Annotated in this window: 19 protein-coding genes; 4 read left to right on the top strand and 15 right to left on the bottom strand. The window is 65.0% G+C overall.

The features are described from left to right. Window positions 1-19: 19 nt before the first annotated feature. The 11 genes from AEQU_RS03620 to queA form a co-directional block, all read right to left on the bottom strand. Window positions 20-1033 (bottom strand): ABC transporter substrate-binding protein, encoded by a 1014-nt coding sequence (locus tag AEQU_RS03620; protein WP_022739574.1) that lies wholly within the window; start codon window positions 1031-1033, stop codon window positions 20-22. Window positions 1034-1202: 169 nt separating this feature from the next. Next, window positions 1203-2216 (bottom strand): putative heme d1 biosynthesis radical SAM protein NirJ2, encoded by a 1014-nt coding sequence (gene nirJ2, locus AEQU_RS03615; protein WP_022739573.1) that lies wholly within the window; start codon window positions 2214-2216, stop codon window positions 1203-1205. 202 nt (window positions 2217-2418) lie between these two features. Beyond that, window positions 2419-3519, bottom strand: coding sequence for a glutamyl-tRNA reductase (locus AEQU_RS03610; protein ID WP_022739572.1), 1101 nt, complete (start codon window positions 3517-3519; stop codon window positions 2419-2421). A gap of 4 nt (window positions 3520-3523) precedes the next feature. Beyond that, a complete protein-coding gene (locus AEQU_RS03605) occupies window positions 3524-4357 on the bottom strand; it encodes a hypothetical protein (protein ID WP_022739571.1) in 834 nt (277 codons plus the stop codon). A gap of 76 nt (window positions 4358-4433) precedes the next feature. Then, window positions 4434-4658 (bottom strand): response regulator transcription factor, encoded by a 225-nt coding sequence (locus tag AEQU_RS03600; RefSeq protein ID WP_022739570.1) that lies wholly within the window; start codon window positions 4656-4658, stop codon window positions 4434-4436. 23 nt (window positions 4659-4681) lie between these two features. Continuing rightward, the gene (locus AEQU_RS03595; protein ID WP_022739569.1) at window positions 4682-5005 is read right to left on the bottom strand and encodes a DUF1292 domain-containing protein; all 324 of its coding nucleotides are present in this window, start codon (window positions 5003-5005) and stop codon (window positions 4682-4684) included. Window positions 5006-5007: 2 nt separating this feature from the next. Then, window positions 5008-7704, bottom strand: a complete 2697-nt coding sequence (locus AEQU_RS03590) for a protein translocase subunit SecDF (RefSeq protein WP_022739568.1) — start codon at window positions 7702-7704, stop codon at window positions 5008-5010. A gap of 247 nt (window positions 7705-7951) precedes the next feature. After that, window positions 7952-9379: a helix-turn-helix domain-containing protein gene (locus AEQU_RS03585; RefSeq protein WP_041714425.1), complete on the bottom strand. Its 1428-nt coding sequence runs from the start codon at window positions 9377-9379 to the stop codon at window positions 7952-7954. A gap of 156 nt (window positions 9380-9535) precedes the next feature. Further along, window positions 9536-11176, bottom strand: coding sequence for an FAD-binding protein (locus AEQU_RS03580; protein WP_022739566.1), 1641 nt, complete (start codon window positions 11174-11176; stop codon window positions 9536-9538). Window positions 11177-11426: 250 nt separating this feature from the next. Continuing rightward, the gene (locus tag AEQU_RS12600) at window positions 11427-11603 is read right to left on the bottom strand and encodes a hypothetical protein (RefSeq protein WP_022739564.1); all 177 of its coding nucleotides are present in this window, start codon (window positions 11601-11603) and stop codon (window positions 11427-11429) included. Window positions 11604-11693: 90 nt separating this feature from the next. Continuing rightward, a complete protein-coding gene (queA, locus tag AEQU_RS03570; RefSeq protein ID WP_022739563.1) occupies window positions 11694-12791 on the bottom strand; it encodes a tRNA preQ1(34) S-adenosylmethionine ribosyltransferase-isomerase QueA in 1098 nt (365 codons plus the stop codon). 284 nt (window positions 12792-13075) lie between these two features. Here queA and tgt point away from each other — a divergent pair, with 284 nt between their 5' ends. Both tgt and AEQU_RS03560 read left to right on the top strand, forming a co-directional pair. After that, window positions 13076-14221, top strand: coding sequence for a tRNA guanosine(34) transglycosylase Tgt (gene tgt / locus AEQU_RS03565; protein ID WP_022739562.1), 1146 nt, complete (start codon window positions 13076-13078; stop codon window positions 14219-14221). A 372-nt stretch (window positions 14222-14593) separates the two neighbouring features. Further along, window positions 14594-14962: an Hpt domain-containing protein gene (locus AEQU_RS03560; RefSeq protein WP_022739561.1), complete on the top strand. Its 369-nt coding sequence runs from the start codon at window positions 14594-14596 to the stop codon at window positions 14960-14962. Between the two features lie 194 nt (window positions 14963-15156). Here the strand turns inward: AEQU_RS03560 and AEQU_RS03555 are convergent, their stop codons facing one another. Both AEQU_RS03555 and AEQU_RS03550 read right to left on the bottom strand, forming a co-directional pair. Next, the gene (locus AEQU_RS03555) at window positions 15157-16314 is read right to left on the bottom strand and encodes an LCP family protein (protein ID WP_022739560.1); all 1158 of its coding nucleotides are present in this window, start codon (window positions 16312-16314) and stop codon (window positions 15157-15159) included. Window positions 16315-16412: 98 nt separating this feature from the next. Further along, window positions 16413-17105 (bottom strand): flavin reductase, encoded by a 693-nt coding sequence (locus AEQU_RS03550; RefSeq protein WP_022739559.1) that lies wholly within the window; start codon window positions 17103-17105, stop codon window positions 16413-16415. A gap of 282 nt (window positions 17106-17387) precedes the next feature. Here AEQU_RS03550 and AEQU_RS03545 point away from each other — a divergent pair, with 282 nt between their 5' ends. Together AEQU_RS03545 and AEQU_RS03540 are read left to right on the top strand one after the other, a co-directional pair. Beyond that, complete coding sequence (locus AEQU_RS03545; RefSeq protein ID WP_022739558.1) at window positions 17388-19169, top strand: NTP transferase domain-containing protein; 1782 nt, start codon at window positions 17388-17390, stop codon at window positions 19167-19169. Between the two features lie 6 nt (window positions 19170-19175). Next, window positions 19176-20120, top strand: coding sequence for a DMT family transporter (locus tag AEQU_RS03540; protein ID WP_022739557.1), 945 nt, complete (start codon window positions 19176-19178; stop codon window positions 20118-20120). 5 nt (window positions 20121-20125) lie between these two features. Here the strand turns inward: AEQU_RS03540 and AEQU_RS11815 are convergent, their stop codons facing one another. Both AEQU_RS11815 and AEQU_RS03530 read right to left on the bottom strand, forming a co-directional pair. Next, entirely contained in the window at window positions 20126-21985 is a 1860-nt protein-coding gene (locus AEQU_RS11815) for an S-layer homology domain-containing protein (RefSeq protein WP_244874841.1), read from the bottom strand. A gap of 14 nt (window positions 21986-21999) precedes the next feature. Further along, window positions 22000-23865, bottom strand: coding sequence for a GH25 family lysozyme (locus tag AEQU_RS03530; protein WP_022739555.1), 1866 nt, complete (start codon window positions 23863-23865; stop codon window positions 22000-22002). Between the last annotated feature and the right edge of the window lie 58 nt (window positions 23866-23923).

Below are 23923 nucleotides of genomic sequence, written 5' to 3'. Positions count from 1 at the left end.
CGCGAGACATCCCCCGTCGCTAGTTCTGCCCGTAGAGGTTATCGAAGAGCCCCTGGTAGGCCGCACCCCACTGGGCGTTGGGCTTTGCGAGGTACAGCGTCGGGTCCAAGGTGATGTAGCGGCCGTTCTGCACGGCGGAAAGCGAGCCCCACGCCGGATTGGCCGCCGTGGCCTCCTCGAGGTTGCGCATGGCCGCCTCGGTGTCGTTGCCCATGGGAATGACGAAGATGAAGTCCGGGTCCATCTCGATAACCGCCTCCAAGCTGAAGTCCTTCAGGAGACTCTTGTTCTCGTCAGCGAGGTTGTTCACGCCGAGGTCGGCCATCATGGCGCCGGTCTGGGTGCCGGAGCTCTGCACGCGGGTGCCGCCGGAGAACGTGGTGAGCAAAAGCGCCGTCGGCGGGTTCTCGGCCGGCACCGCGCCCACGATGCCGTCGATGGCCTCGGCCACCTTCGCGACGTTCTGCTCGTAGAGGTCCGCGCGCCCGGTGATGTCGGTGAAGGTGCGCATGAGGCGCTCGTAGTCGTCGAAGGTGGTCACCTCGAAGTAGGCCACGGGGATGCCCGCGCCCACAAGCGCGTCGCGCAGGTCGACCTGGCTGGAGTCGCCGCCGCGGCCGCCGGTGCCGCTCGTCATGATGACGAAATCGGGGTTAAGCGCCATGATGGCCTCGAGATTCACCGCCGTGAAGTCCCCTACCGTGGCCACATCCGGGCTCTCGATGGTCCAGCCGGCAGCCGTGAGCGCATCGTCGGAAACGCCCACGAGCGTGCCCCCGGCCAGCTCCCAGGCGTTCGCGAAACTGCCCATGCAGGCCACGACCCGCTGCGGGTCGTCCACGGTAACCTCACTGCCCATATCGTCGGTGAAGGTGACCGGACCGGACGCCGTTGCTTCCGCTGCGGGAGCCCCAGAGGTCTGCTGCTCCTGCTGGGGCGCATCGGCCGCCGGGGCCTCGCCTTCCTGCTGGCCGCATCCGACCAGCGCCAGCGCCAACGCCGCCGCAGCAGCGCACAGGACAAACTTCTTCAAAACAAAATCCTTTCTATACAAAAACTCACCGGTTCGCCCAAGGAAGTCAGCGAGGGTTCGACAGGTGCCTGGAATTGGCCCGCCTTTGGGCCAAGCGGCCTTCGTGCCGCGCCGAGCCCAAAACAAGGGCCAAGGCCAGGTGCCTGTCGGAACCGCAGCGTCAGGACGTTCATTCGGCAATGGCCGAATGAACGTCAAGTTGTTGGCCATGGGCGCAGTAGTCGTCTTGGGCCAGGATGTCGCCGTCGTGGTAGTAGGCGGCCCGGGCGCGGCAGCCGCCGCAGCCGTCCTTGTAGTCGCACGTCCCGCAGGCGCCGGAGTAGGCCTGGGTGCGTAGGCGCTCGAACACCGGGCTCGTCTTCCAAATCTCGTCGAAGGGCTGCACGCGCACGTCGCCGGCCCCCTCGGTCATGTAGGCGCAAGGACGCACGATCCCCTCGCTGCCCACGACGCAGTAGGTGAGCCCCGCCAAGCAGCCGCGGGTAAAGCGGGTTTCCACGCCCAGCTGCTTCGCCACGCGGGTGAACTGCGGCGCGCAGGTGGGCTTCACGTCGATGGACACTTCCGCCGACTTCTCCATGATCTCGCGAAGGAGCGCCTCGTTTTCCAGCACTTCCAAGCTCGTCTCCTGGATGTACTCGCCGCGGCCGACGGGGATCAGGAAGAAGATGTAGTGGGCCACGGCGCCGATCTCTTCGGCGAAGTCAGTGATGGCGCACACCTCATCGCGGTTCCAATCGACCACGGTGGTGTGCAGCTGGAAGGGCAGGCCGGCGCGCTTGCAGGCCTCGATGCCAGCGAGGGTGAGGGCGTGGGCGTTGGGCAGCCCGCGGAACCGGTCGTGCTTTTCCGCATCGAGGCTGTCCACCGAGATGCCCATGGCGCAGGCGCCGGCGTCCTTCAGGCGGCAAGCCACCTCGTCGGTGATGAGCGTGCCGTTGCTGCCGAACACCGGGCGCAAACCGCGGGAGGCCGCATGGGCCACCAGCTCGTAGATGTCGGGACGCAAAAGCGGCTCGCCACCGGAGAAGATCATGATCTTGAAGCCCGCCCGGGCGATCTCGTCGATCATCTTCTTCGCTTCATCGGTGGAAAGTTCGCGCTCGGTGGCCTCCTCGGCGTCCTGGTAGCAGTGGACGCACTTCAAGTTGCATTGGTTCGTGGTCATCCACGATACGATCATGTCGGGGTCTCCTCTCCCACGCATGGACGCGGCCGCAGGTTTGGCAGCAGCCTTGCCGCAGGGCCGACGGCGGGTTTGCCGCAGACTCGGCCGCAACGTGGCTCCAAGGATACCCAGAGCGCTTTTCGCGGGAATCGCCCGAACGGGTTAGGTTGGGAATGAGAAGGCTATCACAGCCAAAAGCGGGAAAACGCCGTGCAACCTATTCGCCCAACTCCAGAGCGAAAGCGCGAACCGCATCGGCGAGGAGATGTTCGCGGGCGTCGTCGGCACCGAGACGCGCCCAGGGGGCGTCTCGCGTGATAGCGGCCAGGTCGGCGGCGGTATAGAGGAAGACGCCGTCGAGGGAGGCGATGCGGCGATCGACGAGCGAGCCGTCCGCGCTAGCATCGACGAGCAGCATCGGACGGCCCCGACGCAGGCGGACGACGCCCTTCATGAGCCGACGATCGAGCGCGGCGCCTTCCACGGCGCTTTCCGCCAAGACGATGTCGGCATCGACGAGCAGTGCCGAAAGCAGTTGAGGGTCGGCCATGGCCGCGTCGAACGCGCGGGCGGCGACGCCATGCTCCTCGTCGCCGAGGAGCTGGAAGCGTTCTACACCAGCACTGAGGAACGCACCGGCGAAGGCCAGCGATAAATCGTCCGGGCCGGCAACGAGCACGCATCGGCGCTCAAGGTGACCGAACACGCGCCGGGCCAGCTCCACGGCCGTCTCGGCCAGCGCCGCCGTCGAAGCGGAGGTGTCGGCCGCCGACAGAGCGCTCGACAGGCGGGAGACCGCCGCCGCGAGCCGGGTCAGGTCGTCGCCCAGCGCGCCCGCCCGCCGTGCCTCCGACAGGGCACGCGCCCAGCATGCGGACAGCGCGTCCGGCGAACCCGGCGCCCCGAGGACCCCGCGCCCTCCCGGCTGCGCCAGATCCCCCGCAGCAAGCGAGTCGCCTTCCCGAAGAAGCGACGCCCCCGCCTGGGACTCCCGGGCGAATTCGTCCAGACCGTATAAGGCGGCAAACAGGTGAGAGGCGGCGTCGATTCCCTCGGCGAAATAGAGCGCGCCGCCCACTTCCCCCTCGGCCATAGCACCGAGAAGCCCGGCGGCGATATCGTAGGCGTCGCAGCCCTCCTCCGCCACCGCGTACAGCTCCACGCGCGCGCCACTCGCCACGATGAGCCCCTCGGAGAGGCTCCGGTGGGCCGACACCTCGACCAGAAGCGCGCGCCGAGAAGCCCCGTCGGCGAGACGCTGGCTTATCGGCGAGAAGACGGCGCGACGCGGGTTCACGCCCGCAACGAACAAGCCCATGGCCCTACCCCGCCGACACCGCGACGAGCAGCACCGCCGCCGCAAGGCCGGCGATGGCGAGGGCATCGCGAGCCCGCGCCGACGCAGCCCAGGGCGCGAGGAACGACAAGACGCAGAACACCGACCAGACGGCCGTCGTCGCCAGGGAGAGCGCCACACGCGGCACCAGATAGCCCAGATTGCCCTCGGTGCCGATTTGGGCCATGGCCGCGTAGAGCGCCACCAGGTGCGTGAACCCGATGAGCATGGCGGCGATGAGCGCGGTCAGGCCCACCAGCCCCGCCAAGCGCGAGATGAGGGCGAGCGTGTCCAGCGCCGGCGTGTTCAGCTCGAGCACCTTGGCGCTGCGGGCCGCCATGAGACGGCGCTGGTACCAGTCGAGCGCAGCCGATATGGCCGAGGTGGCGAAACAGGCCAGGGCGACGAACACGAGCACGATATGGGGCACGAGGAGCGGCCAGTGGTAGAAGGCCATATTGTCGGCGCCCGCGGGATCGAGGATGCGCAGCCACTGGGACACCAGGATGAGCAGCGCCACCACCGGCGCGGCGGCGGTGGAGAAGGCGAGCCCGCGGCGGGTGACGAGCAGCCCCGCCGCCGTCACCACGGCAAGCACCCACGAGGCCAGCATGACGATGTTGGGGCCGGACAGCAGCGTGCCCTCCGTGCTCACCGATTCCATGCCGATGACCGCGGAGTGCGCGGCCACGGCGACCAGATAGACGCCCTTGGCCGCCCGCGCGGCCCGACGGTGATCGCGCCTGAGGCCGAACGCTCCCAAGGCGCTCGCCGCGCCGTAGAGCAGGATGCAGAGTATTTCGAAGACGAACAAGGTCACAAGCGCGCTTTCCTCCCCGCGAGAGAGTCCCAGTTTACCCGAGGCCGCCTCCCCCGCCATCCCCCGTTCGGGCTAATCAGCGGCGGCGCAGCAGACCGGTTTCGAAGCCGTAGGCCACAAGCGCCGCGCGGTTCGCGCGACCGCACTTCGTGGTCATATGGGACAGGTGCGCCTTCACCGTCTGCTCGGAGAGGGAGAGCCGCCCGGCGATCTCCTTGTTCGAGAGACCGCCGGCAATGTAGTAGAGGATCTGCTGCTCGCGCAAGGTGAACGCGGAGGCAGGGTCGGCGACGAAGATCATCGAGCGTCCTTCGAACCGCGCCCTTAGGCGAAGTCGTACAGGTCCTTGGCGGCTTCCTGGAAGTCCGCGTAGGCCTCGGCGGCGATGACCTCGTCGTCCACCAGCTCGAAGGAGCAGGGCTGACCGTCCTCGTCGACCTCGGTCACTTCCAGCACCACCACCTCGCCGGAAGACATGGCCGGATGCTCATCGTCCACCGGGAAGAAGAACCCGAACGAGCTCTCTCCCTTCAGCACGAGCCCGAGGAACTCCAGTTCCACCTGCTCGCCCTTCTCGTCGACGAGCGTAATGGTGATGCCCTCCTCGGTAGGCGGACAAAAGTTGGGGGCCGAACCTTCACGAACCATAATTACTGCGCCCTTCCGTGGCGGTGCTTCTTTTTCTTGTTGTTCACCGGCTTGGGCTTGGCGGCCGCCGCCACCGCTGCGGCGTCGGGCGCCTCGCCGGTCGCTTCCTTCTGCTCAGCTACGTAGGCCTCGGCGCGCGCGTTGGCCTCAAGGCGCGCCAGCGGCACCTGGGCGATGCCCGTGGAAGCGGAGTGGTCGAACTCGAACAGGCCCACTTCCGTGCCGTACTTCTTCTGCAGCTTCGCGAACTTCGGCTCGCGCGTCTTCCACAGGCAGTACAGGGGGCACGCGATGGCGACGGACGAGTACGAGCCGGCGATAAGGCCGATGGCCATGGCGAACGCGAAGTCCTTCAGCGTCTCGCCGCCGAACAAGAGCATGGCGAACACCGGGATGAACGAGGTGAGCGTCGTGTTGATGGTGCGGATGAACACCTGGTTCATGGAGTGGTTGGCCATGGTCATAAAGGTGCAACGGATGTCCTCGCCCTTCATGTTGTCGTTGATGCGGTGGAACACGACCACGGTGTCGTAGAGCGAGTAGCCGAGGATCGTGAGCAGCGCGGCGATGGTGTTCGGGTTCACCTCGCGACCCACGAGCGCGTAGATGCCCACCACCAGGATGAGGTCGTGGAACAGCGCGACAATGGCCATGACGCCCATCTTGTACTCGAAGCGGATGGCGATGTAGACGATGATGAGCAGGATGGACACGAGGAAGGCGATGAGCGAGCTCTGGATGACGCTTGCGCCCCAGTCCGGGCCGATGGTGGTCACTTCGAAGTCGCTCGAGGTCATGCCGAGCGCCTCGGCCACCTGGTTGGCGTGGGCCGTGGCGTCCTCGGCCGAGGTGGTCGTGGTGCGCACGAGGAAGCCGGGCTCGCCGCCGGTCTCGGTGGTCTGGATGACGGCATCCGGCTCGCCGGCGTCGTTGAAGGCCTCGCGCATCTGCTCGGTGGTGATGTCGCCGGTGCCGTGGAAGGCCACCGACGTGCCGCCAACGAACTCGATGCCGAAGTTCAGGCCGCGGAAGCCCACGATGGCAAGGCAGGCCACCATGGCCACGGCGGCCACGGTGAGGAACACCTTGCGGTAGCCGAGGAAGTTGATGTCGCGCTTGATGAAGCGGCCCTTGATCTTGCGCACGGCGGTGACGGCAACCGAGCCCGGCTCGCCCTCGCCCTCGGCGATGACGCGGGTCTCGGCGGCGTTCATCTGGGCGCCGGCCTCGGCCTCGGCCTCAGGCACGCCCTCGGCAGCGGCCAGTTCGGCGTAACCCTTCGACGCGTCGATGGAGTCCTTGATGCCCCAGAAGCCGGGGTGCCTCGCGATGACCTTCGGCGCCAGCAGGCGGATGAGCGGTGCCTTGAAGATGAGCATCATGGCGATGTCGCAGATGATGCCCAAGGCCAGCGTCATGCCGAAGCCCTTGACGGAGGCGGCGGCGAGGAAGAACAGGCACAGCGCCGAGACCATGGTCACGAGGTCGGCGTCGATGGAGGTGAAGATGGCGTGCTTCACGCCGGTGATGGAGGCCGCCTTCACCGAGCGGCCCATGCGGATCTCCTCGCGGAAGCGCTCCACCGTGAGGATGGAGGAGTCCGCCGCCATGCCGATGGTCAGCACGATGCCGGCAATGCCCGCCAAAGAGAGGCTGAACAGGTGGAAGGCGGAAAGGGCCGCCAGGATGCCGAGGTAAAGCACGGCGAACACGCCCATGGCCGCGGCGGTGATGATGCCGAGCCCCTTGTAGAAGAACAGCAGGTACAGCATGACAAGCGCCAGGCCGATAAGGGCCACGATGACGCCGGAGACGAGCGCGTCCTGGCCCAAGGTGGGGCCGACGACCTGGGATTGGGCGTACTCGAAGGACACCGGCAGCGAGCCGGACTCCAGGATGGTCTGCAGCGCCTTGGCGTCTTCCAAAGAGTACTGGCCGGTGATGGACACCTCGCCGTTGGGAATCTCGGACTGCACGGCCGGGGCGGATTGCACCTCGCCGTCTAGGATGATGACGATCTTGCCGTGGTCGGCCACCAGATCGCGCGAGGCGTCGGCGAAGGCCTTGGCTCCCTGAGAGTTCAACGTGATGTTCACGCTGTAGTAGGTGCTGCCCTCGCTCTCGCGGCCGATGGTGACGTTGGTGATGTCGGCGCCGGTGACGATGGGCGTGTAGGTGCCCGGCTCCACGGCCATGTGCTGCACCTGGCCCGAGGGGAAGGCGTTGCCGAACTCGTCGGTCACCGTGCCCTCGCCGGAGGTCTGGCCGGAGTCGATGGCGTTGCGGGTGTCCTCGTCGGTGAACGAGTCAAGCCGGGCGAACTCCAGCGAGCCGGTGCGCCCGATGGTGGCGAGCGCCTCCTCCGTGTCGGCCAGGCCGGGGATCTGCACGAGAATCTGGTCGGAGCCCTGCTCCTGCACCGTGGCCTCCGAGGCGCCCAACGCGTTCACGCGGCTCTCGATGATGGCGCGGGACTTCTCCATGTCCTCGGGGGTGACCGGCTGGCCGTCCGTGGACTTCGCCGTGAGCACCACCGACAGGCCGCCTTGAATGTCGAGGCCCTGGTTGATCTTCTCGTTGGGCGGGGTGAACAGCACCGCCGACACGACGATGAGCAGGGTGGTGAGGATGAGCAGCCACACGTTGCGGCGATCCGCCGTACGGGCCGGCTTCTTCTTGACGTTGCGTTCCAATGCCATGGGATGCGACCTTCTTCTTTCGCGTTCCTAAAATCTCTTGCGCGAAGAGCGCCCCAGCCTCCCCCGAAGCGGCGCTTTTGCGTTAACTTGCCTATTGTGCCATAAATGAACCGAAGGTCAAAGCCCTATTCCGACATCGCAACAACTTATGCGGCATAATCGGAAGCGCCTCGGGAGCCTCGGAGGCGCGCCCCAACGCCGCAACGCTCCTCCAATCGGCGGCGAGCCTCCGCTGAGCGGGCGCGCCCTATCTCGCGCCCAAAAGCGCCACGAGCTCGCGGCGATTCGCGACGCCGCACTTCTCGTAGATGTGGCTCATATGGGCCTTGAAGGTGCCCTCGGCGATGAACAGCTCCTGCATGATGGCCGGGCCGTTCTTGCCCTGGGCCACCAGCGCCAGAATCTCGGTCTCCCGCGGGGTGAGGCGGGCGTGCTCGGCCAGCTCGGCCGCCCGCTCGTCGCGCCGCAGCTCTTCCGGGGTCTTCTCCACGAGGCCGCCCGCATCCAGGATGCGCACGCCCCAGCGGCTCGCCAGCTCCTTCTCGGACAGCAGGATGAGCGTCGCCGCCAGCATCATGGCCACCACCGCAACCGCGATGACCGCGTCCTGGGCGCCGGCGTTCATGCCGGCCGCGGCCATGGCCTCGGCGACCCCCTTACCCCAGATGACGAACACCTGCTCGGCGCCTTTGATGGCGGCGAAGATGACGACCGTGACCCCGAGACGCTTCGAGATGTCGTACAGAAGCAGCGCCACGATAATGCCCACGAGCGAGTAGCTCATGGAGATGAGATAGCTGGACGCCGCCGTGCCGAAGACGCCCTCGACGGGCACGAGCAGAAAGCCGCACACGATGAGCACGAGCGGCGAGCGGTACAGCGTCCCGATATTGAAGCGGTTCGAGAAGAAGTAGGCGCTCGCGAACAGCACCGCCATGACGATGGCCGTCGAGACCGACGAGTGCATGCCGGCGCCGGCGGCCAGCTGGTGCTGGCGCAGCCCGTAGGCGAAGGAGTACAGGGCCAGAAGCACGAAGATCTTCCACGGGTAGGTGAACTTCGGAATGACCGGCGAGGGGCGATCGGCGGCGGGCAGCGCCGAGAAGGCCCGGCGCAGGCAGAGCAGCGCCACCGGCGGCAGGATCACCAAAGCGCAGGCCACGCGCAAATCGTCCAGGCCGTCGCAGAAGAACACGCAGACGACGGCCACCAGCTGGGAGGCCGTCGTATACAGGAAAATGCGGATGAGCGAGATGCAGCTTAGGACCTCGGCCCACAGAAGCAGGAAGAGGCCGAAGCCCGCGCCTCCCGCCGCCGCGCCCGCGGCCACAAGGACGACGGCCGCGGGCCCTCCGACCAGGCCAGTGCCGGCGGCGATGAGGCAGAGCGACGCCCCCGTCATCAACGCCGCCGACGCTGCGCGCATCCGCCCCGTGGCGTTCAGCGGCAGAAGGCGGCGCGCGGCGAGCGCCGCCGCGATGGAGATCAGACAGAACGAGTAATCGAAGACGTCGTGCAGATCGAAGGCGGCCGGCAGCGCGAGGGCCGGCGCCGCCACGGCCAGCGTCACCCAAGCGCGGGCGCAACCGAGCGCGAACAGGTAGGGCAAGATGCCCCGCAGGTACAGGGAGCGATCCTCCCTCCCCTTCCGTATGTCCTTCAGCAGATTCCCCATGGCGGCCATTATAGCAGGTGACGGGGCCGGCTGGCGACCGGGTCGGCGCTTTCCCGAGCCCCTTGCCCATCGGAGGATGCAAACGCTCGCAAACAAAAGCCCGGCCGACGGGGAGGGAGCGTCGGCCGGGCACGGGAGGGTGAGACGGCGGGCGGCCTACAGGCTCGCCACCAAGCGGCCGGTGTAGTAGCCCGAGGTGATGGCGCGGCCGATGGAGAGTCCCTCGATGTCCATGGGGTAATCCACGCCACCGAAGAACTGGCCCGAGGCATTGCCCACGGCGTACAGGCCGCCGATGGGCTCGAACTCCCCGTTCAGGCACTGGTGGTTGCTATCGACCACGAGGCCTCCCAGGATGGCCGGCAGCTTGTTGGAGCCGCGGGGGATGGCGTAGTAGGGGCCGCCCTCGATGGGCACAAGGTACTTGGCGGCCTTGCCGAAGTCCTCGTCGCGGCCGGCGGCGCACAGCTCGTTGTAGCGGGCCACGGTGTCGGCCAGGGCGGCGGCATCGATGTTCGTGAGCTTCCAATCGTTCTCCGCGGCGTAGGCATTCATGGCCTCGGCCAGGCCCTCAATGGTGTCGGCGGTGATCCACTTCTCGGGGTTCACCTTGTTGTCGCCGTTGTACTGGGAGATGTCGTAGGGGCTGGCGGCCTTCCACTCCTCGTAGTAGCTCTCCCAGTTCGCGGGCACCAGACTGAAGAACTTCGCCGCCGTGGAGTCCGCGAAGCCGGCCTTCGCCAGGTACGGGCGGGCGAAGTTGTTCATGTAGCCCATGCGGCAGCAGGTCTCGTCCATGAAGCGGTTGCCCTCCTGGTCGACGAAGAGGAAGGGCATCTCCAAGCGCACGGCCGCCGGCTCGCCGTGGATCATCTTGGTGTGGGTGTGCGGCGTCATGATGGCTCCCGCGTTCATGCCGGCCACCAGGCCCGAGCCGTCGCGGAAGTCGGTGAACAGCGAGAAGCCCTTGGTGTCCGGCGCGTAGTAGTCGAGCATCTCCTGGTTGGAGGAGTAGTCGCCGCAGGCCAGAATGACGCCCTTGGTCGCCGTGAACAGGTGGTGCGCCCCGTCGGCGTCCTCGCAGATGGCGCCCGTGACCGCACCGGACTCGTCGGTTTGCAGCTGCTTGCAGGGCATGTTGTAGAAGAACTCGGCACCGGCGGCGGCCAGGTTCTCGGCGATCACCGTGGCGGCGGCGTTGTGGTTGCCCTCCACGTGGAAGTAGGTGTTGGCGTGCAGGTGAATGTCGTAGCCGTTGTAGGAGAGCACGGCGTCGTGGGGCTTGCTCTCCACGCCGCCCTTCGCCGCCTCCTCGGCCCACCAGGCCAGGGCCTCCTGAGAGTTGTGGGCCCAGATGCTCACGAGGTCGCGGTTGGAGCGGTAGTCGCTCTTCCAGTTGATGAAGCTCACGCAGGCCTGGATGGCGGCCTCGTCGGTCTGGGTGAGGTCGATGGAGGCGGCCATGTTGCCGGTGGTCTGGGCGGCGTTGATGTTCTGCACGCAGGCCACGCGCGCGCCGGCCTCGAGCGCGGTGTGCACGGCGGACAGGCCCGACTCGCCGGCGCCGACCACGACGACGTCGTACTCGTGGGTCTCGGCGAAATCGGTGATGGGTTCCTGGAGCGCGAGGAACGCGGGGCCGGTAGCGGCACCCGTGTCGGCCAGGCCCTTCTCGGCAGCGGCCTCGGCGACGGTCTTGGGCTGGCCACAGCCGGCGAGCGTGCTGGCGCCGGCCACGCCGAGCGCGGCCAGGCCGCCGAACTTGAACAGGTCGCGACGAGTAACAGTGGTGGTCATGGTGAACTCCCTCTCTTTCCGTTGCGCGGGACGCCTTTCGTGCGCCCTCGTGCCTCTCCTTGCGCCGGGCGCCTCTGCGCGTCCCGATGCCTCGCTGTCGGCGGACGCTCTCTTGCGCCCCGTGACGGCCCCCACTATGGCCGCTGCCGCGCCATCGCGCATCGGAAAGCGAGCGAGAAAAAGATTATTCTCGTAATCTTTTTCCTAATCCTTTACTGTGAGCTGGGAAAACTATTTTCTTGAAAAGCACCTAGCGAGGCTGCTCTTTGAGGCAGTAATCCTCCAGCGACCAGCCCATGCGGAACAGGAGAGCTTGCTGATTCGCGAATTCCTTGCTTTGAGGGCGGAATCTCTTGCCCCGCCGTCGATAGCACTGCTCGGCGATGCGCCGCATCTCGCCCGAATTGCCGATCTGCCCCGCCGTCACCGTGATGACCTTGTAGCCGTCCGCCTCCAGCGCCAGACGCTTCTGGGCATCCGCCGATGAGGGGCCGGCCCTCTACCGCAGGCCATCCCTCTAGTGCAAGAACATGGCGTCGCCGAAGGAGAGGAGGCGGTAGCGCTCGTCGATGGCGTGCTGGTAGGCGGCCAGGATGTTCTCGCGGGTGCTGAAGGCGGAGACGAGCATCATGAGCGTGGAGCGCGGCACGTGGAAGTTGGTGATGAGGGCATCCACCACGTGGAACTCGTAGCCCGGCAGGATATAAAGGCTCGTGGCCTCGCGATCGCGGGCAACAAGGGCGCCCCGGCCGCCGTCGGCCTCGGGATCCCAGGCGCTTTCCAGGCTGCGGACGCTCGTGGTGCCCACGGCGATGACGCGGCCGCCCGCAGCATGGGTCGCGTTCACGGCATCCACCGTGGCCTGGGGCACCGTGTAGAACTCGGTGTGGATGTGGTGCTTTTCCGGATCGTCCTCGTCGACGACGCGGAAGGTGTCCAGGCCCACTTCCAGCTCTACCGTGGCCCAGCCGATGCCGCGCTCGCGCAAGCGCTCGATGAGCTCGGGCGTGAAGTGCAGCCCGGCCGTGGGCGCGGCCGCCGAGCTTTCCCGGCGCGAGTACACCGTCTGGTACAGCTCCTCGTCGCCGGCGTAGTCGCGGATATAGGGCGGCAAGGGCGTGTGCCCCACGGCATGTAGAGCCTCGTCAAGCGACGGCAAGGGCGTGGAAAGTCGCGCCACGCGCTCGCCGCGCTGCCCGTCGCGGGCCCAATCGATGATCTCGGCGGAAAGCACCACGTCCCCGGCGGCGTTGGTGAAATCCACCACGGCCCCGGAGCCCGGCTTCAGGCGCTTGCCCGGCCGCACAAGCACCTCCCAGAAGGCCACGCGGTTCGTGCGCGGCTCCGGGCCTCCGCACTCGCGCAGCAGAAACACCTCGGCCGCCCCGCCCGTGCCCCGCTTGGTGCCGAGCAAGCGCGCCGGCATGACCCGCGTCTCGTTGGCCACAAGCAAATCGCCCGGTTGTAAATAGTCGATGATGTCCTTGAAGATGCGATCTTCCACTTCCCCGCTAACGCGATCCATCACGAGCAGCCGGCACTCGTCGCGCACCGCCGCCGGCTCCTGAGCAATCAGCTCTTCGGGCAAGTTGTAGTCGAAATCATCGGTTCTCATGAAAAGCGCTCCTTAGAATGCATGCAGGCGCTATACTACCATGATCTTCGATGACCATGCGTCGTCCGGGCTCGGAGGGGGTGCTCGCAGACCTCTGAACGCCCCGCGGAGAACGCGATCGTAAGGAAATAGCTTCCACTTCAGCAGCAGCGGTGCCGGGATGGTACCCGCTGATGTGCGTCATCTTCGCTATTTCTGTTATCGCATTCGCAGCGGGGAAAAGCGTTCAGCGGGCTGCGAGCACCCCCTCCGAGCTCGGACGCCCCCGATGTTAGGATCCTCTTTTGGCACTCTTCGATTGCACGTGCGACGCTACCAGCGGGCACGCCCGCGCGCTCACCTACACCACCGCCCACGGCGATTTCCACACCCCGATGTTCATGCCCGTGGGCACCTCCGCCACGGTGAAGGGCATCACGACGAGCCAGCTGCGCGAGCTGGGCAGCCAGGTGGTGCTCGCGAACACCTATCATTTGGCCATGCGGCCCGGCGCGGACCTGGTGGCCGAGGCCGGCGGCATCCACCGCTTCATGAACTACGACGGCCCCATGCTCACCGACTCCGGCGGCTTTCAGGTATTCAGCCTCGCCGACACCGTGAAGCTCTCTGACGACGGGGTCACGTTCCAGTCCATCTACGACGGCAGCAAGATCCACTGGACGCCCGAGGAGAACATGCGCATCCAGGAGCTCATCGGTGCCGACATCGCCATGCAGCTGGACCAGTGCGCTCCCTACCCCGCCACCCGCGAGTTCGTGGCGCGCGCCGTGGACTACTCCAGCGCTTGGGCGCGTCGCTGCCTGGCCGCCCACAAACGACCCGATCAGACGCTCTTCGGCATCGTGCAGGGCGGCATGCACCTGGATTTGCGCTTGGAAAGCGTGCGGCGGCTACGCGAGATCGAAGAGGAGTCGCTGACTGCGGGCGGCCGGCGCTTCGGCGGCTACGGCATCGGCGGCTACTCCGTGGGCGAGGACCACGAGGTGATGTTCGAGACCTTGGGAGAAGTGGCCCGCGCCTGCCCGGACGACCGGCCGCGCTACCTCATGGGCGTGGGCAACCCCACCACGCTCGTGCGCGCGGTGCGCGAGGGCGTCGACATGTTCGACTGCGTGCTGCCCACCCGCACGGCCCGCATGGGCACCGCGTTCTCCAGCGCCGGCCGCATGAACATGCGCAACGCCAAGTACGCCCGCGACTTCACGCCGCTCGACCCCACCTGCGACTGCCCCACCTGCAAAAACCACACGCGCGCCTACATCCGGCACTTGGTGAAGCAGAACGAGATGCTCGGCGCCATCCTGCTGTCGGTGCACAACCTGCACTTCCTGCTGGATCTCATGCGCCGCGCGCGGGAAGCCGTGCTCGCCGACGCCTACGAGGAGTTCTTCGAGCAGTGGATGGAAAGCGACGCGGCGGCGGACTACTAGGCGCCCGTTAACCCCGGCGGCTCCGCCACCACCGTCAACCGCCGTCGAAGCCGCCGACGCCACACCGCGCGACAACCGCTGGGCTGACGCCGCGCTTCCCTTGGAGCCAGCCTCCGTTTCGGCAGCCTGACGTCGGAAAACATTGTTGACGAGCGTCAATACCACATATCGTCCGCACTTTGGTGACGGTTTGTCAAAATTCATATTACAGCTTGCTTACAACTGGCTACGAAACGTAAACGAGTGGCCCGCTTCGCTGACAGCTTCGTGACGTGCGACTACACTGAGCAGCAGTTTTACTTAACGCGACTGCCGTCCAAAGAAGAGGAGAGAGGGCCGCGGGCGCTGGAATAGCACGGGAAAGGACCGATCATGACCGCTCAGCTCGCAGACAAGCTTCGCCCCTTCGGCATCGACTACGTGGACGCCATGGACCGCTTCGGCGACAACGCCGAGCTGTACGAGCGCCTGGCCCTGAAGTATCTGGACGACGGCCATTTGGTGGCGCTTCAGGCCGCCATGGAGGCCAAGGACTACTCGGAGGGCTACAGCCAGGCCCATGCGCTGAAGGGCGTGGCGGGCAATCTGTCGTTCAAGGATCTCTACGAGTGCGCGGCGCTCCTCTCCGACGCGCTGTACGCCGGCGAGTACGAGGCCGCCGCCAAGCACCTCCCCGAAGTGGAGCGCGCCCATGCGCTCGTCGTGGAAGGCCTGGAGGCCTGGCGCGACGGCACGCTGTAGGCGCTCGGCATAACCTCCTGTGAGCTAGAACCCCGGCGATGGAAGTCGCCGGGTTTTTCAATTTGGAGCATGGAGCGAGTGTAGCACCCTCCGTAGGGGGCGACCTTGGTCGCCCCTCGCCGCAAGCGAGACTCCCCCACTCGGGAGGGCCGACCGAGGTCGGCCCCTACGGATGGGTCGCAAGCAGCCCGTTCTCAGTTGTCCTTGAAGCCGGCTTGATCGACGCGGCCGGAATAGTCGCGCGGGGAGCGGGCGTTGGCGGCGGCGCCGAGATCCTCGTCGCTGACCTGGGGCTCGGGGATTTCCGCGGACTCGTCGGCGGGATCGAGCCCCGCATCGACCCGCTGCATCATGGCGTGCCACTCGTCGTACATGACACCGACGTAGCTGATGCCGCCCTCGCCGAAGGAGTAGCTGGGGCAGGCAGCCGAGTACACCGTGACGCCAGCGTCCTTCAGGGCGAGGGCCGTATCGGCCAGCTCGGCCACGGTGTAGTCGGTGGTCACGTAGGCGGCGAGCGAGCCCACCAGCGAGGGCATCTCCGTCGGCGGCGAGGCGAGCACCTTATCGGCGATGGCGGAGATGATGGCCCGCTGGGCGGCGGCGCGGCTGAAGTCGCCCGAGGAGACGGCGTGGCGCTCGCGGGCGAAGGCGAGGGCCTCCTCGCCCGTGAGCCGCTGCTCGCCGGCCGCCAGCGTTATGCCGCTCGTATCGGCCGTGAACCCCTCAGGCACGTTCACGGTAACGCCGCCGAGCCGATCCACCAGCTCCACTAGCTGCTCGAAGCGGACCTCCAGATAATGGGTGATCGGCACGCCCGCGAACTCCGATATCGCCTTCACGGCCCCGGCGGGCCCCCCGAAGGCAAGCGCGGCGTTTATCTTCTGAACGCCGTACCCGTCGATCTCCACCATGGTATCGCGGGGAATGGAGATGAGGTGCACCGTGCCCGTATCCGGATCGATGCGGGCGAGCATGGTCACGTCCGATCGCGCGATCGTCTCATGCGGACGCGCGTCGCAGCCGAGTATGACCACATAATAGGCATTGGTCTGCGGCACCACAGGCTCCGGGTCCGGCTCTTCCACAACCACTCTCGTGGGGGCCTCCAACTCGGGCTTCGGCCGCGTCAGCACGCCAACCAACTCGCGGCGCTCGTCGTCGTCCATGCCAGCCGTCAGGGCCAAATCGATGGTGTGAACGTAAAGCGCCGCCGCGCAACCGAGAGACAAGAATGCGACGACAACCCCCGCGACAATGGCGAGAGCGCGCTTCTTCCGCGTCCAACGCACGGGAACGTAAACCCCCTGTGCGCTCTTCCTTGTTTCAATCCCGGCCGCGGCCTCGTCCATCGAGCCTCCTTGCTTCGTCGGGCACCTATCGATACTCCGTCAACGAATTATAGCGCGGCCGCGGCCGGTTCCAGAAATCTCCAGCTCTATTCGGAAATCTACAGCTCCACGCGCTCGAACATCTCGCGGGGGGCGCCGCAGATGGGGCACATGTAGCCCTCGGGCAGGCCGTCCGGGTAGCCCTCCTCGATGTAGCCACAGATGGTGCAGCGCCAGGCGATCTTCTTGCCGGCCTCGGGCGCGCCGGCAGCCGTCTCGGTGACGCCAGGAACCGCGGCCTCGTCGCCGTTGTTGTAGGTGGCGGCCTTGGGCGGGGTCTTGCCACCCTTCGCAGCGTGGTAGTAGGCGTAAGTGAGCGGGTCGCCGGCGCCGAGCACCTCGGCCTCTTCCACGACGCCCACGAACAGGTAGTGGCTGCCCACGTCAATGGTCTCGGTGACGGAGACGGAGAAGCGCGCCAAGCCGTGCTCGGTCACGTAGGGCACCTCCTCGCCGTCGAGGGCGCTCGCGCAGGCGGCGAACTTGTCGGTATCGGCGGAAGTATGGAAGCCGAAGGTGCCGATGAGCTCCATGGGGGTGTCCTCGGCGAGCACCGTGGCGGCAAAGCGGCCCGACTCCAGGATGGCGGCGGTGGTGGCGTTCTCCTTGTTCAGCGACACCGACAGCGTGGCCGGCTCGCTCGCCACCTGCACGAGCGTGTTCACCACGCAGCCGCAGCGCGCATCGCCCGCCTTGGCCGTGATGAGGTAGAGCCCCGAAGACAGGGAGCGGAATGCCTTGCGATCGATCATGAATAATCCTTTCAAGAAGCCTATGGAATCCCTTGCCATTATAGCGGGACACGAGGGAAGCGAAGGCAAGCAGAAGTCCCAAATCTTACTTAGTTACCTAACGTTTATCTCGCGCCCAACGTGAATCCCGCTTTCCGCACGAGTCTCCCCGAATCTCTCCGCTACCAGCCGTTCGCGTCCAAGTTGTTCAATATTTTGTTGTTCTTCATAATTTTGAACACTTTCTCACATCTCAGGTCCTATAATCCCATTTATTGAATTTCCGAGGAATCGAGGTCAGCTTTGCCCCTTAGCAAGAACGAGTTTCTGGTGCTGCGGGAGATCGTCCTGCATCCCGGGTGCGCGCAGCGCAAGATCACCGAGGCCACAGAGCTCTCCCTCGGCAGTGTGAACAACGCCATGAAGGCGCTCACGGCCGCCGGACTCATAGCCGACGGCGAGCCCACGGAAGCCGGCACGGCAGCGCTCGCCCCCTATCGCGTGGAAAACGCCGTCATCCTGGCCGCGGGCCTCTCGTCCCGCTTCGCCCCCATCTCCTACGAGAAGCCCAAAGGCCTGCTGAAGGTGCGCGGCGAGGTGCTCGTCGAGCGGCAAATCGAGCAGCTGCTCGCCGCCGGCATCACTGACATCACCGTGGTCGTCGGCTACAAGAAGGAGTACTTCTTTTATCTCGAAGACAAGTTCGGCGTCTCCATCGTCGTGAATCCCGACTACGCCTCGCGCAACAACAGCTCCTCCATCAAGCGCGTAGAAGATCGCCTCGGCAACACCTACATTTGCTCCTCGGACGACTACTTCACGGAGAATCCCTTCGAGCCGTACGTATGGAAGGCCTATTACGCCGTGGAATTCGCCGAGGGCCCCACTCCCGAGTGGTGCGTCCAAACCGGCGCCCACGACCGCATCATCGGCGCGACCATCGGCGGCGAGAACGCCTGGTACATGATAGGCCACGTCTACTTCGACCATGCCTTCTCCGAAACCTACGTCCCTCTACTCGACGTCATCTATGACAACCCCGACACCAAAGACAAGCTCTGGGAGCACATCTACCTGGACAACATCAAGAAGCTGGACATGGTCGCCCGCCGCTACCCCGCCGGCGCCATCTTCGAGTTCGACAGCCTGGACGAGGTGCGCCAGTTCGATCCCCTGTTTCTAGAAAACCTCGACTCCGAGGTCTTCGACAACATCGTGGCCGTGGTCGGCTGCGAGAAGAGCGCCATCCATGACGTGTACCCGCTGAAGCAGGGGCTCACGAACCTCTCCTGCCACTTCGCCACCGCCGACGGCGAGTACGTCTACCGCCATCCCGGCATCGGCACCGAGGCCATGATCGACCGCACAAGCGAGAGCGCGGCGCAGAAAATCGCCCACGAGCTGGGACTCGACGACACCTTCATCCACGAGGATCCCCGCGGTTGGAAGATCTCGCGATTCGTTTCCAACGCCCGCAACCTCGATCCGCGCAACGACGCCGAAGTGGCCCGGGCAATGAAGATGGCGCGCCTCATCCATGAGTCCGGCGCCAGCGTCGACAACCGCTTCGATTTCTATGAGGAAGGCTGTCACTACGAGGCGCTGCTGCGCGAGAAGGGGCCCATCGACGTGCCCGGCTACCACGAGATGGCCGCCATGGCCCGCCGCGTGAAGGAGTACGCCGAAGCCGATGGGGCGCCCGTATGCCTGACCCACAACGACTTCTTCTATTTGAACTTCCTCATCGACGGCGACGACCACCTCTACCTCATCGACTGGGAGTACGCCGGCATGGGCGACTACGCCAACGACTTCGGCACCTACGTCGTATGCTGCGAATGCTCCGACGAAGAGGCACTGCGCGCGCTGGAGCACTACTTCGACCGCAAGCCCACCTTCGAGGAGGTGCGCCACAACTTCGCTTACGTGGCCCTGGCCGGGTGGTGCTGGTACGTTTGGAGCCTCGTGAAGGAGGCGGAGGGCGACTTCGTGGGCGAATGGCTCTACATCTATTACAACTACGCGAAGAAATACCTGGCCAAAGTACTGCGTTGGTACGACGAGAGTTTCTACACGGAAGGATAGCTCATCATGAAGTACGGACTTTTCAGCGGGTGCCTCTGGGGCCTGGACACGGTGATTCTGGGCATCGCCCTCACCATGGTGCCGTTCATCGGCACGGCCGAGGCTCTGGCGCTCGGCGCCATTGTCAGCTCGGCACTGCACGACGTGTGCTGCGCGCTGTGGCTGCTTCTGTACATGGGTGTGCGCGGCCGTCTGAAGGACACGCTGGCGGCGCTGAAGACGCGCAGCGGCAAGGTGGTCATCCTGGGCGCGCTTCTGGGCGGACCCATTGGCATGACCGGCTACGTCATCGCCATCAACAACATCGGTGCCGGCTACACGGCCATCATCTCGTCGTTCTATCCGGCTTTCGGCACGCTCATGGCCGTGCTGCTCCTGAAGGAGAAGATCACTCCAGGCCGCGTGGTGGCCCTCATCGTGGCACTCGCGGGTATCATCGCCATGGGCTACCTGTCGGCCGACACCACGGTGACGGGCGACCCGATCATCGGCCTTCTGGGGGCTCTCGCCGCCGTGTTCGGCTGGGGCAGCGAGGCGGTGCTGTGCGCCTGGGGCATGCGCGACGACGCCGTGGACAACGAGACCGCCCTGCAAATCCGCGAGACCACGTCCGCCCTCGTGTACCTCATCGTGGTGCTGCCCATTTTCGGCGCCTGGGCCTTCACGTGGAATGCCGTCCCGAACCCGGGCACGGCGGTGGTGGCGCTGGCGGCACTTGCTGGCACGTGCTCGTATCTGTTCTACTACAAGGGCATCGCGGTCATCGGTGCGGCCCGCGGCATGGCGCTGAACATCTCCTACTCCGCCTGGGCGGTGCTGTTCGGGCTCATCCTTCTGGGCACCGTGCCCGGCCCGGTGGAGATCGTCTGCTGCATCGCCATCCTCTGCGGCACGATTCTGGCCGCCTGCGACTGGGGCGAGCTGTTCGGCACGAAGAAGGCCGAGGCGTAAACACCTTAAGCAATGAACTTCTCCGGCTGGTAGTTCACGGCCATGGTCGCCGCTTGGGCGCGCAGCACGTTGGAAGTCGGGGCGATGACGCCGCCATTGCCCATGACTTTGTTGGCCACCGCCCAGGCAACGCCGTTCCTCGCCCATCCGGAAACGGAGCCACCGTCCTTCTTCGACGCAAGCGCCTGACTGACGTTGACGCCGGATACCGTGGGCGAGCCCGTCGCCTTGGCGTAGTTCCACAGCATGCAGGCAAACTGCTCGCGTGTAACCGGCTGGTCGGGTGCAAAGTTCCCGGTTCCCCCCATGCCGTTCACAATGCCCGCCGCCTTGGCCCAGGCCACAGCCTTGGCGTAGTAGGCCTTTGGCGGTACGTCGGTGAACGAGAAATAGCCGACACTTTCGTTGCCCGTTAGGGCCGTCTTCAGAATACTCGTCGTCCCGCCAGCCATGTTGTAGAGAATGCAGGCTGCCTGGCCGCGACTGAGCACATCATCGGGGCCGAACTTGGCGCCATAGCCGTTCATGTACCCCAGCGTCTGTGTGGCCCGACACACGTTGTCGTAGTACCAAGCACCTGGAAGCACATCGGTGAACCCGCTGCCGGGCGCGGCGCCCCCAACGAGAGCGCCGGAGCTGTCGAACTGATACCGTTTGCCGTCGATGGTCACCTTCCCTGTCGCCATAGCTCCGGTCGATGGGTAAAGGTAGTACGTTTTTCCGCCGATGGCCTGCCAACCGGTGAGCATCTTGCCGTGAGCGTCAAGGTAGTACCAGGAGCCGGACACCTTGACCCAGCCCGTCTTCATGGCCCCGGAACCTGTCAGGTAGTACCACGAGCCCTCGTATTTCAACCAGCCCGTCTGCATGACGCCGGCGCTGTTCATGTAGTAGCGCTGCCCGTCTACGACCTGCCACCCAATAAGGTTATTCCCGGCCCCGTCGCGCAAGTACCAGTTCGATCCCACCTTGACCCACGTCTTCTTCATGGCCACAGTGGCGAAGTCGCCATCGCGCTCGAGATCGAGATCCACATTGCCCGCGATGCCGTTCACGCTGCCGCTCGACGAACATTGCCACAGGCGGTAGGATCCCCGGTAGGTGCACTTGCTGTTGTACTGGGCCACCCACCGATCCCACTGGCTGAACGCCGGATCGGTCAGATAGTTGTTCCACCAGTTTGTATTGGCATAGATGCCCGGTGTGTAACCGGCGGCACTCACCTTCGCGCAGAAGGCCGTGGCCATATCGGCCAGAAGCGCTCTATTCTCTGTGCTCTCAAGATTCACTTCCTCGAGATCGAAATAGACCGGGTAGCTAGGGCTGAAACCCCGCAATGTATTGACAACATGATCTGCCTCGGCTTTGGCCCCTTCCACGGTAGTCGCGTATGAATAGATGTACACACCGTAGGGAATGCCAAGCCTCTCGCACTCCTGAGCATTTCGCCTCCACTGCTGATCAACCTGGGGCTTGCCCAGAGTACGCATGTAACCGCAGCGCAGAATGGCGAAATCGATACCGTCAGCCTTCACCTTCTCCCAGTTGATGACGCCCTGGTGGTAGCTCACATCGACGCCCTTGCGTATGGCGGGGAACACACTCCCGTCGTTGCTCTGGTAACCACCGGCGACCTTCGGCCAGTTCCATCCCTTCTGGTACGCGAGCGCGGAGATGCCCTCATCGCCATTGTCAGCATCGTCTTCGCTGTAGAGCCATGCACCATCATCGTAACGCCAGCTGTTAGCGCAATCCTCAGGATCTAACTCGACGGTCTCGGCATAGGCCAGTGCTGGAACCGTTCCGCACACCAGTGCCAACCCGACCGCCAGAGCGATCCCCTTGCAAGACTTCGAACATTTCACGGCCAAGCCACCTCCTAAACCCAGGCGCCGCTGGTATCGAACCGATAGTTCGTGCCATTAATAGTCAACGTCGTACCAGCAGCCATGGCGCCGGAGCCAGGCATCAGGTAGTACCACGTAGATCCTTGCTTAAGCCATCCGGTCTTCATGGCGCCGGAGCCGGTCAGGTAGTACCAGGTTCCTGCCAAGCGCAGCCATCCGGTCCTCATGGCGCCCGAACCGGGCGTCAAATAGTACCAGCGGCCATCGACGCACACCCAGCCCTCGGCCATGGCGCCTGAATCCTTCAGATAGAACCATGTGCCCGACAGCTTCTTCCATCCCGTCGCCATAGCGCCTGATCCACCGTTCAGGTAGTACCACTTACCCGAGATCTTCTGCCATCCGGTGTCAAGCGCGCCGGAGCTGGAAAGGTGGTACCAGTTCTGTCCGCGCTGAAGCCAGCCTGTTTTCATGGCTCCCGAGCTGCTGAAATAGTATCGTTTCCCCCCTATGGACTGCCAGCCGGTCACCATGGCGCCGCTCTTTCCCTGGTAATACCATGCACCGCCGCTGTTCACCCAGCCGAGGGCCATGGTGCCGGAGTCCTTGAAGAAGTACCACTTTCCACCCGTTTTCACCCAGCCCGTTTTCATACGACCCGTTGAGTAGTCGAAGAAGTACCACGCCCCCTTCACGTACTGCCAGCCGGTCTTGTTGCAATCGTTCTGATCGCGCAGGTACCAGGCGCCGTTTTGCTGAACCCAAGCCCCCTCCAGAGCGCCGGCGCGACTGAACATGAGCCTTTTGCCATCGATAGTCTGCTCGCCGGTGACCATGGCGCCCGAAGCATCGAAGTAGTACGTCTTCCCCCCGATGGTCTGCCAGCCTGTCGTGCGAGACCCCGAGCGATCCAGGAAAACCATGGACCCCTCGACCATTTGCAGGCCGGTTCTTCCCCCCAGTTGGCCGCAGCTATTGCTCAGCTCGTAATTCAAATCGGCGCGGCCGCGGCTGCCGGAAAGCCCAGGCACGTAGCCATCGGAGGTACATTGCCACATTTGGTACGTGCCCTTGTAGGTGCAGGTTGCGTTGTACTGGGCGACCCAGCGACCCCATCCGTCGAACACCGGATCGGTGAGATAGTTGTTGAACCAGTTCGTATTGGCGTAAATCGCCGGCGTGTAACCGGCGGCGCTCACCTTCGAGCAGAAGGCGAAGGCCATCTCGGCCAGAAGCGGTGCCTTGGTCCACGAGGCCAGCGCGCTTTCCTCAAGGTCATAGTAGACGGGGAACTCCGGCTTGCAACCGCTCTCCTTCAGAAGGCGGATCATGTGGTCAGCCTCTCCCTGGGCCTTGGCCACCGAGTCGGCATAGGAGTAAAGATACACCCCGTAGGGAATGCCCGCGCGAACTGCGCCACGCACATTGTCCAACCACCGATCATCGTGCTGGCTCGAGTAATCCTGGCCGTAGCCGCAGCGAATGATGGCGAACTGGACACCGGCGGCTTTTACGGTGCTCCAGTTGATCTTGCCGTTGTGCTCGCTCACATCGATGCCGATTCGCGTGGCGTTCAACGGCTTGCGCACGTAAGAGGGCATCTTTATTTTGGTGCCCGCTACCGTAACATTAGCCAGAGGCTCAATGCCGTCATCGGCCGGAAAGGCCTCGGCAGCGCTTTCGGCCGACATTGACGCATCGTCATCCGACACAGCGAAGCGCCAGCTTGACGCATCGTCGCCATCCTCCGAAGGCGCCAGCGCCTCGGCGTCCGTCGCAGCCTCGTCCAAGAACGCATCGCCCGACGCCGCATAGGCCGCCGAGGGAACCAGCCCCAGGGCCAACGTGGCTGCAAGCAACACCGCCATGGTACGTTTCAGTTTCGTTTGCGCGGTCATGCTCTACCTCCTTGCACATCGCGATTCCTGGCAGAAAGCGGAGAATCTAGCAGAAACA

Origin of the sequence: Adlercreutzia equolifaciens DSM 19450 (assembly GCF_000478885.1) — a bacterium.
In the GTDB taxonomy this organism is placed as follows: domain Bacteria; phylum Actinomycetota; class Coriobacteriia; order Coriobacteriales; family Eggerthellaceae; genus Adlercreutzia; species Adlercreutzia equolifaciens.
This window is presented reverse-complemented; position numbering and strand designations above follow the sequence as displayed.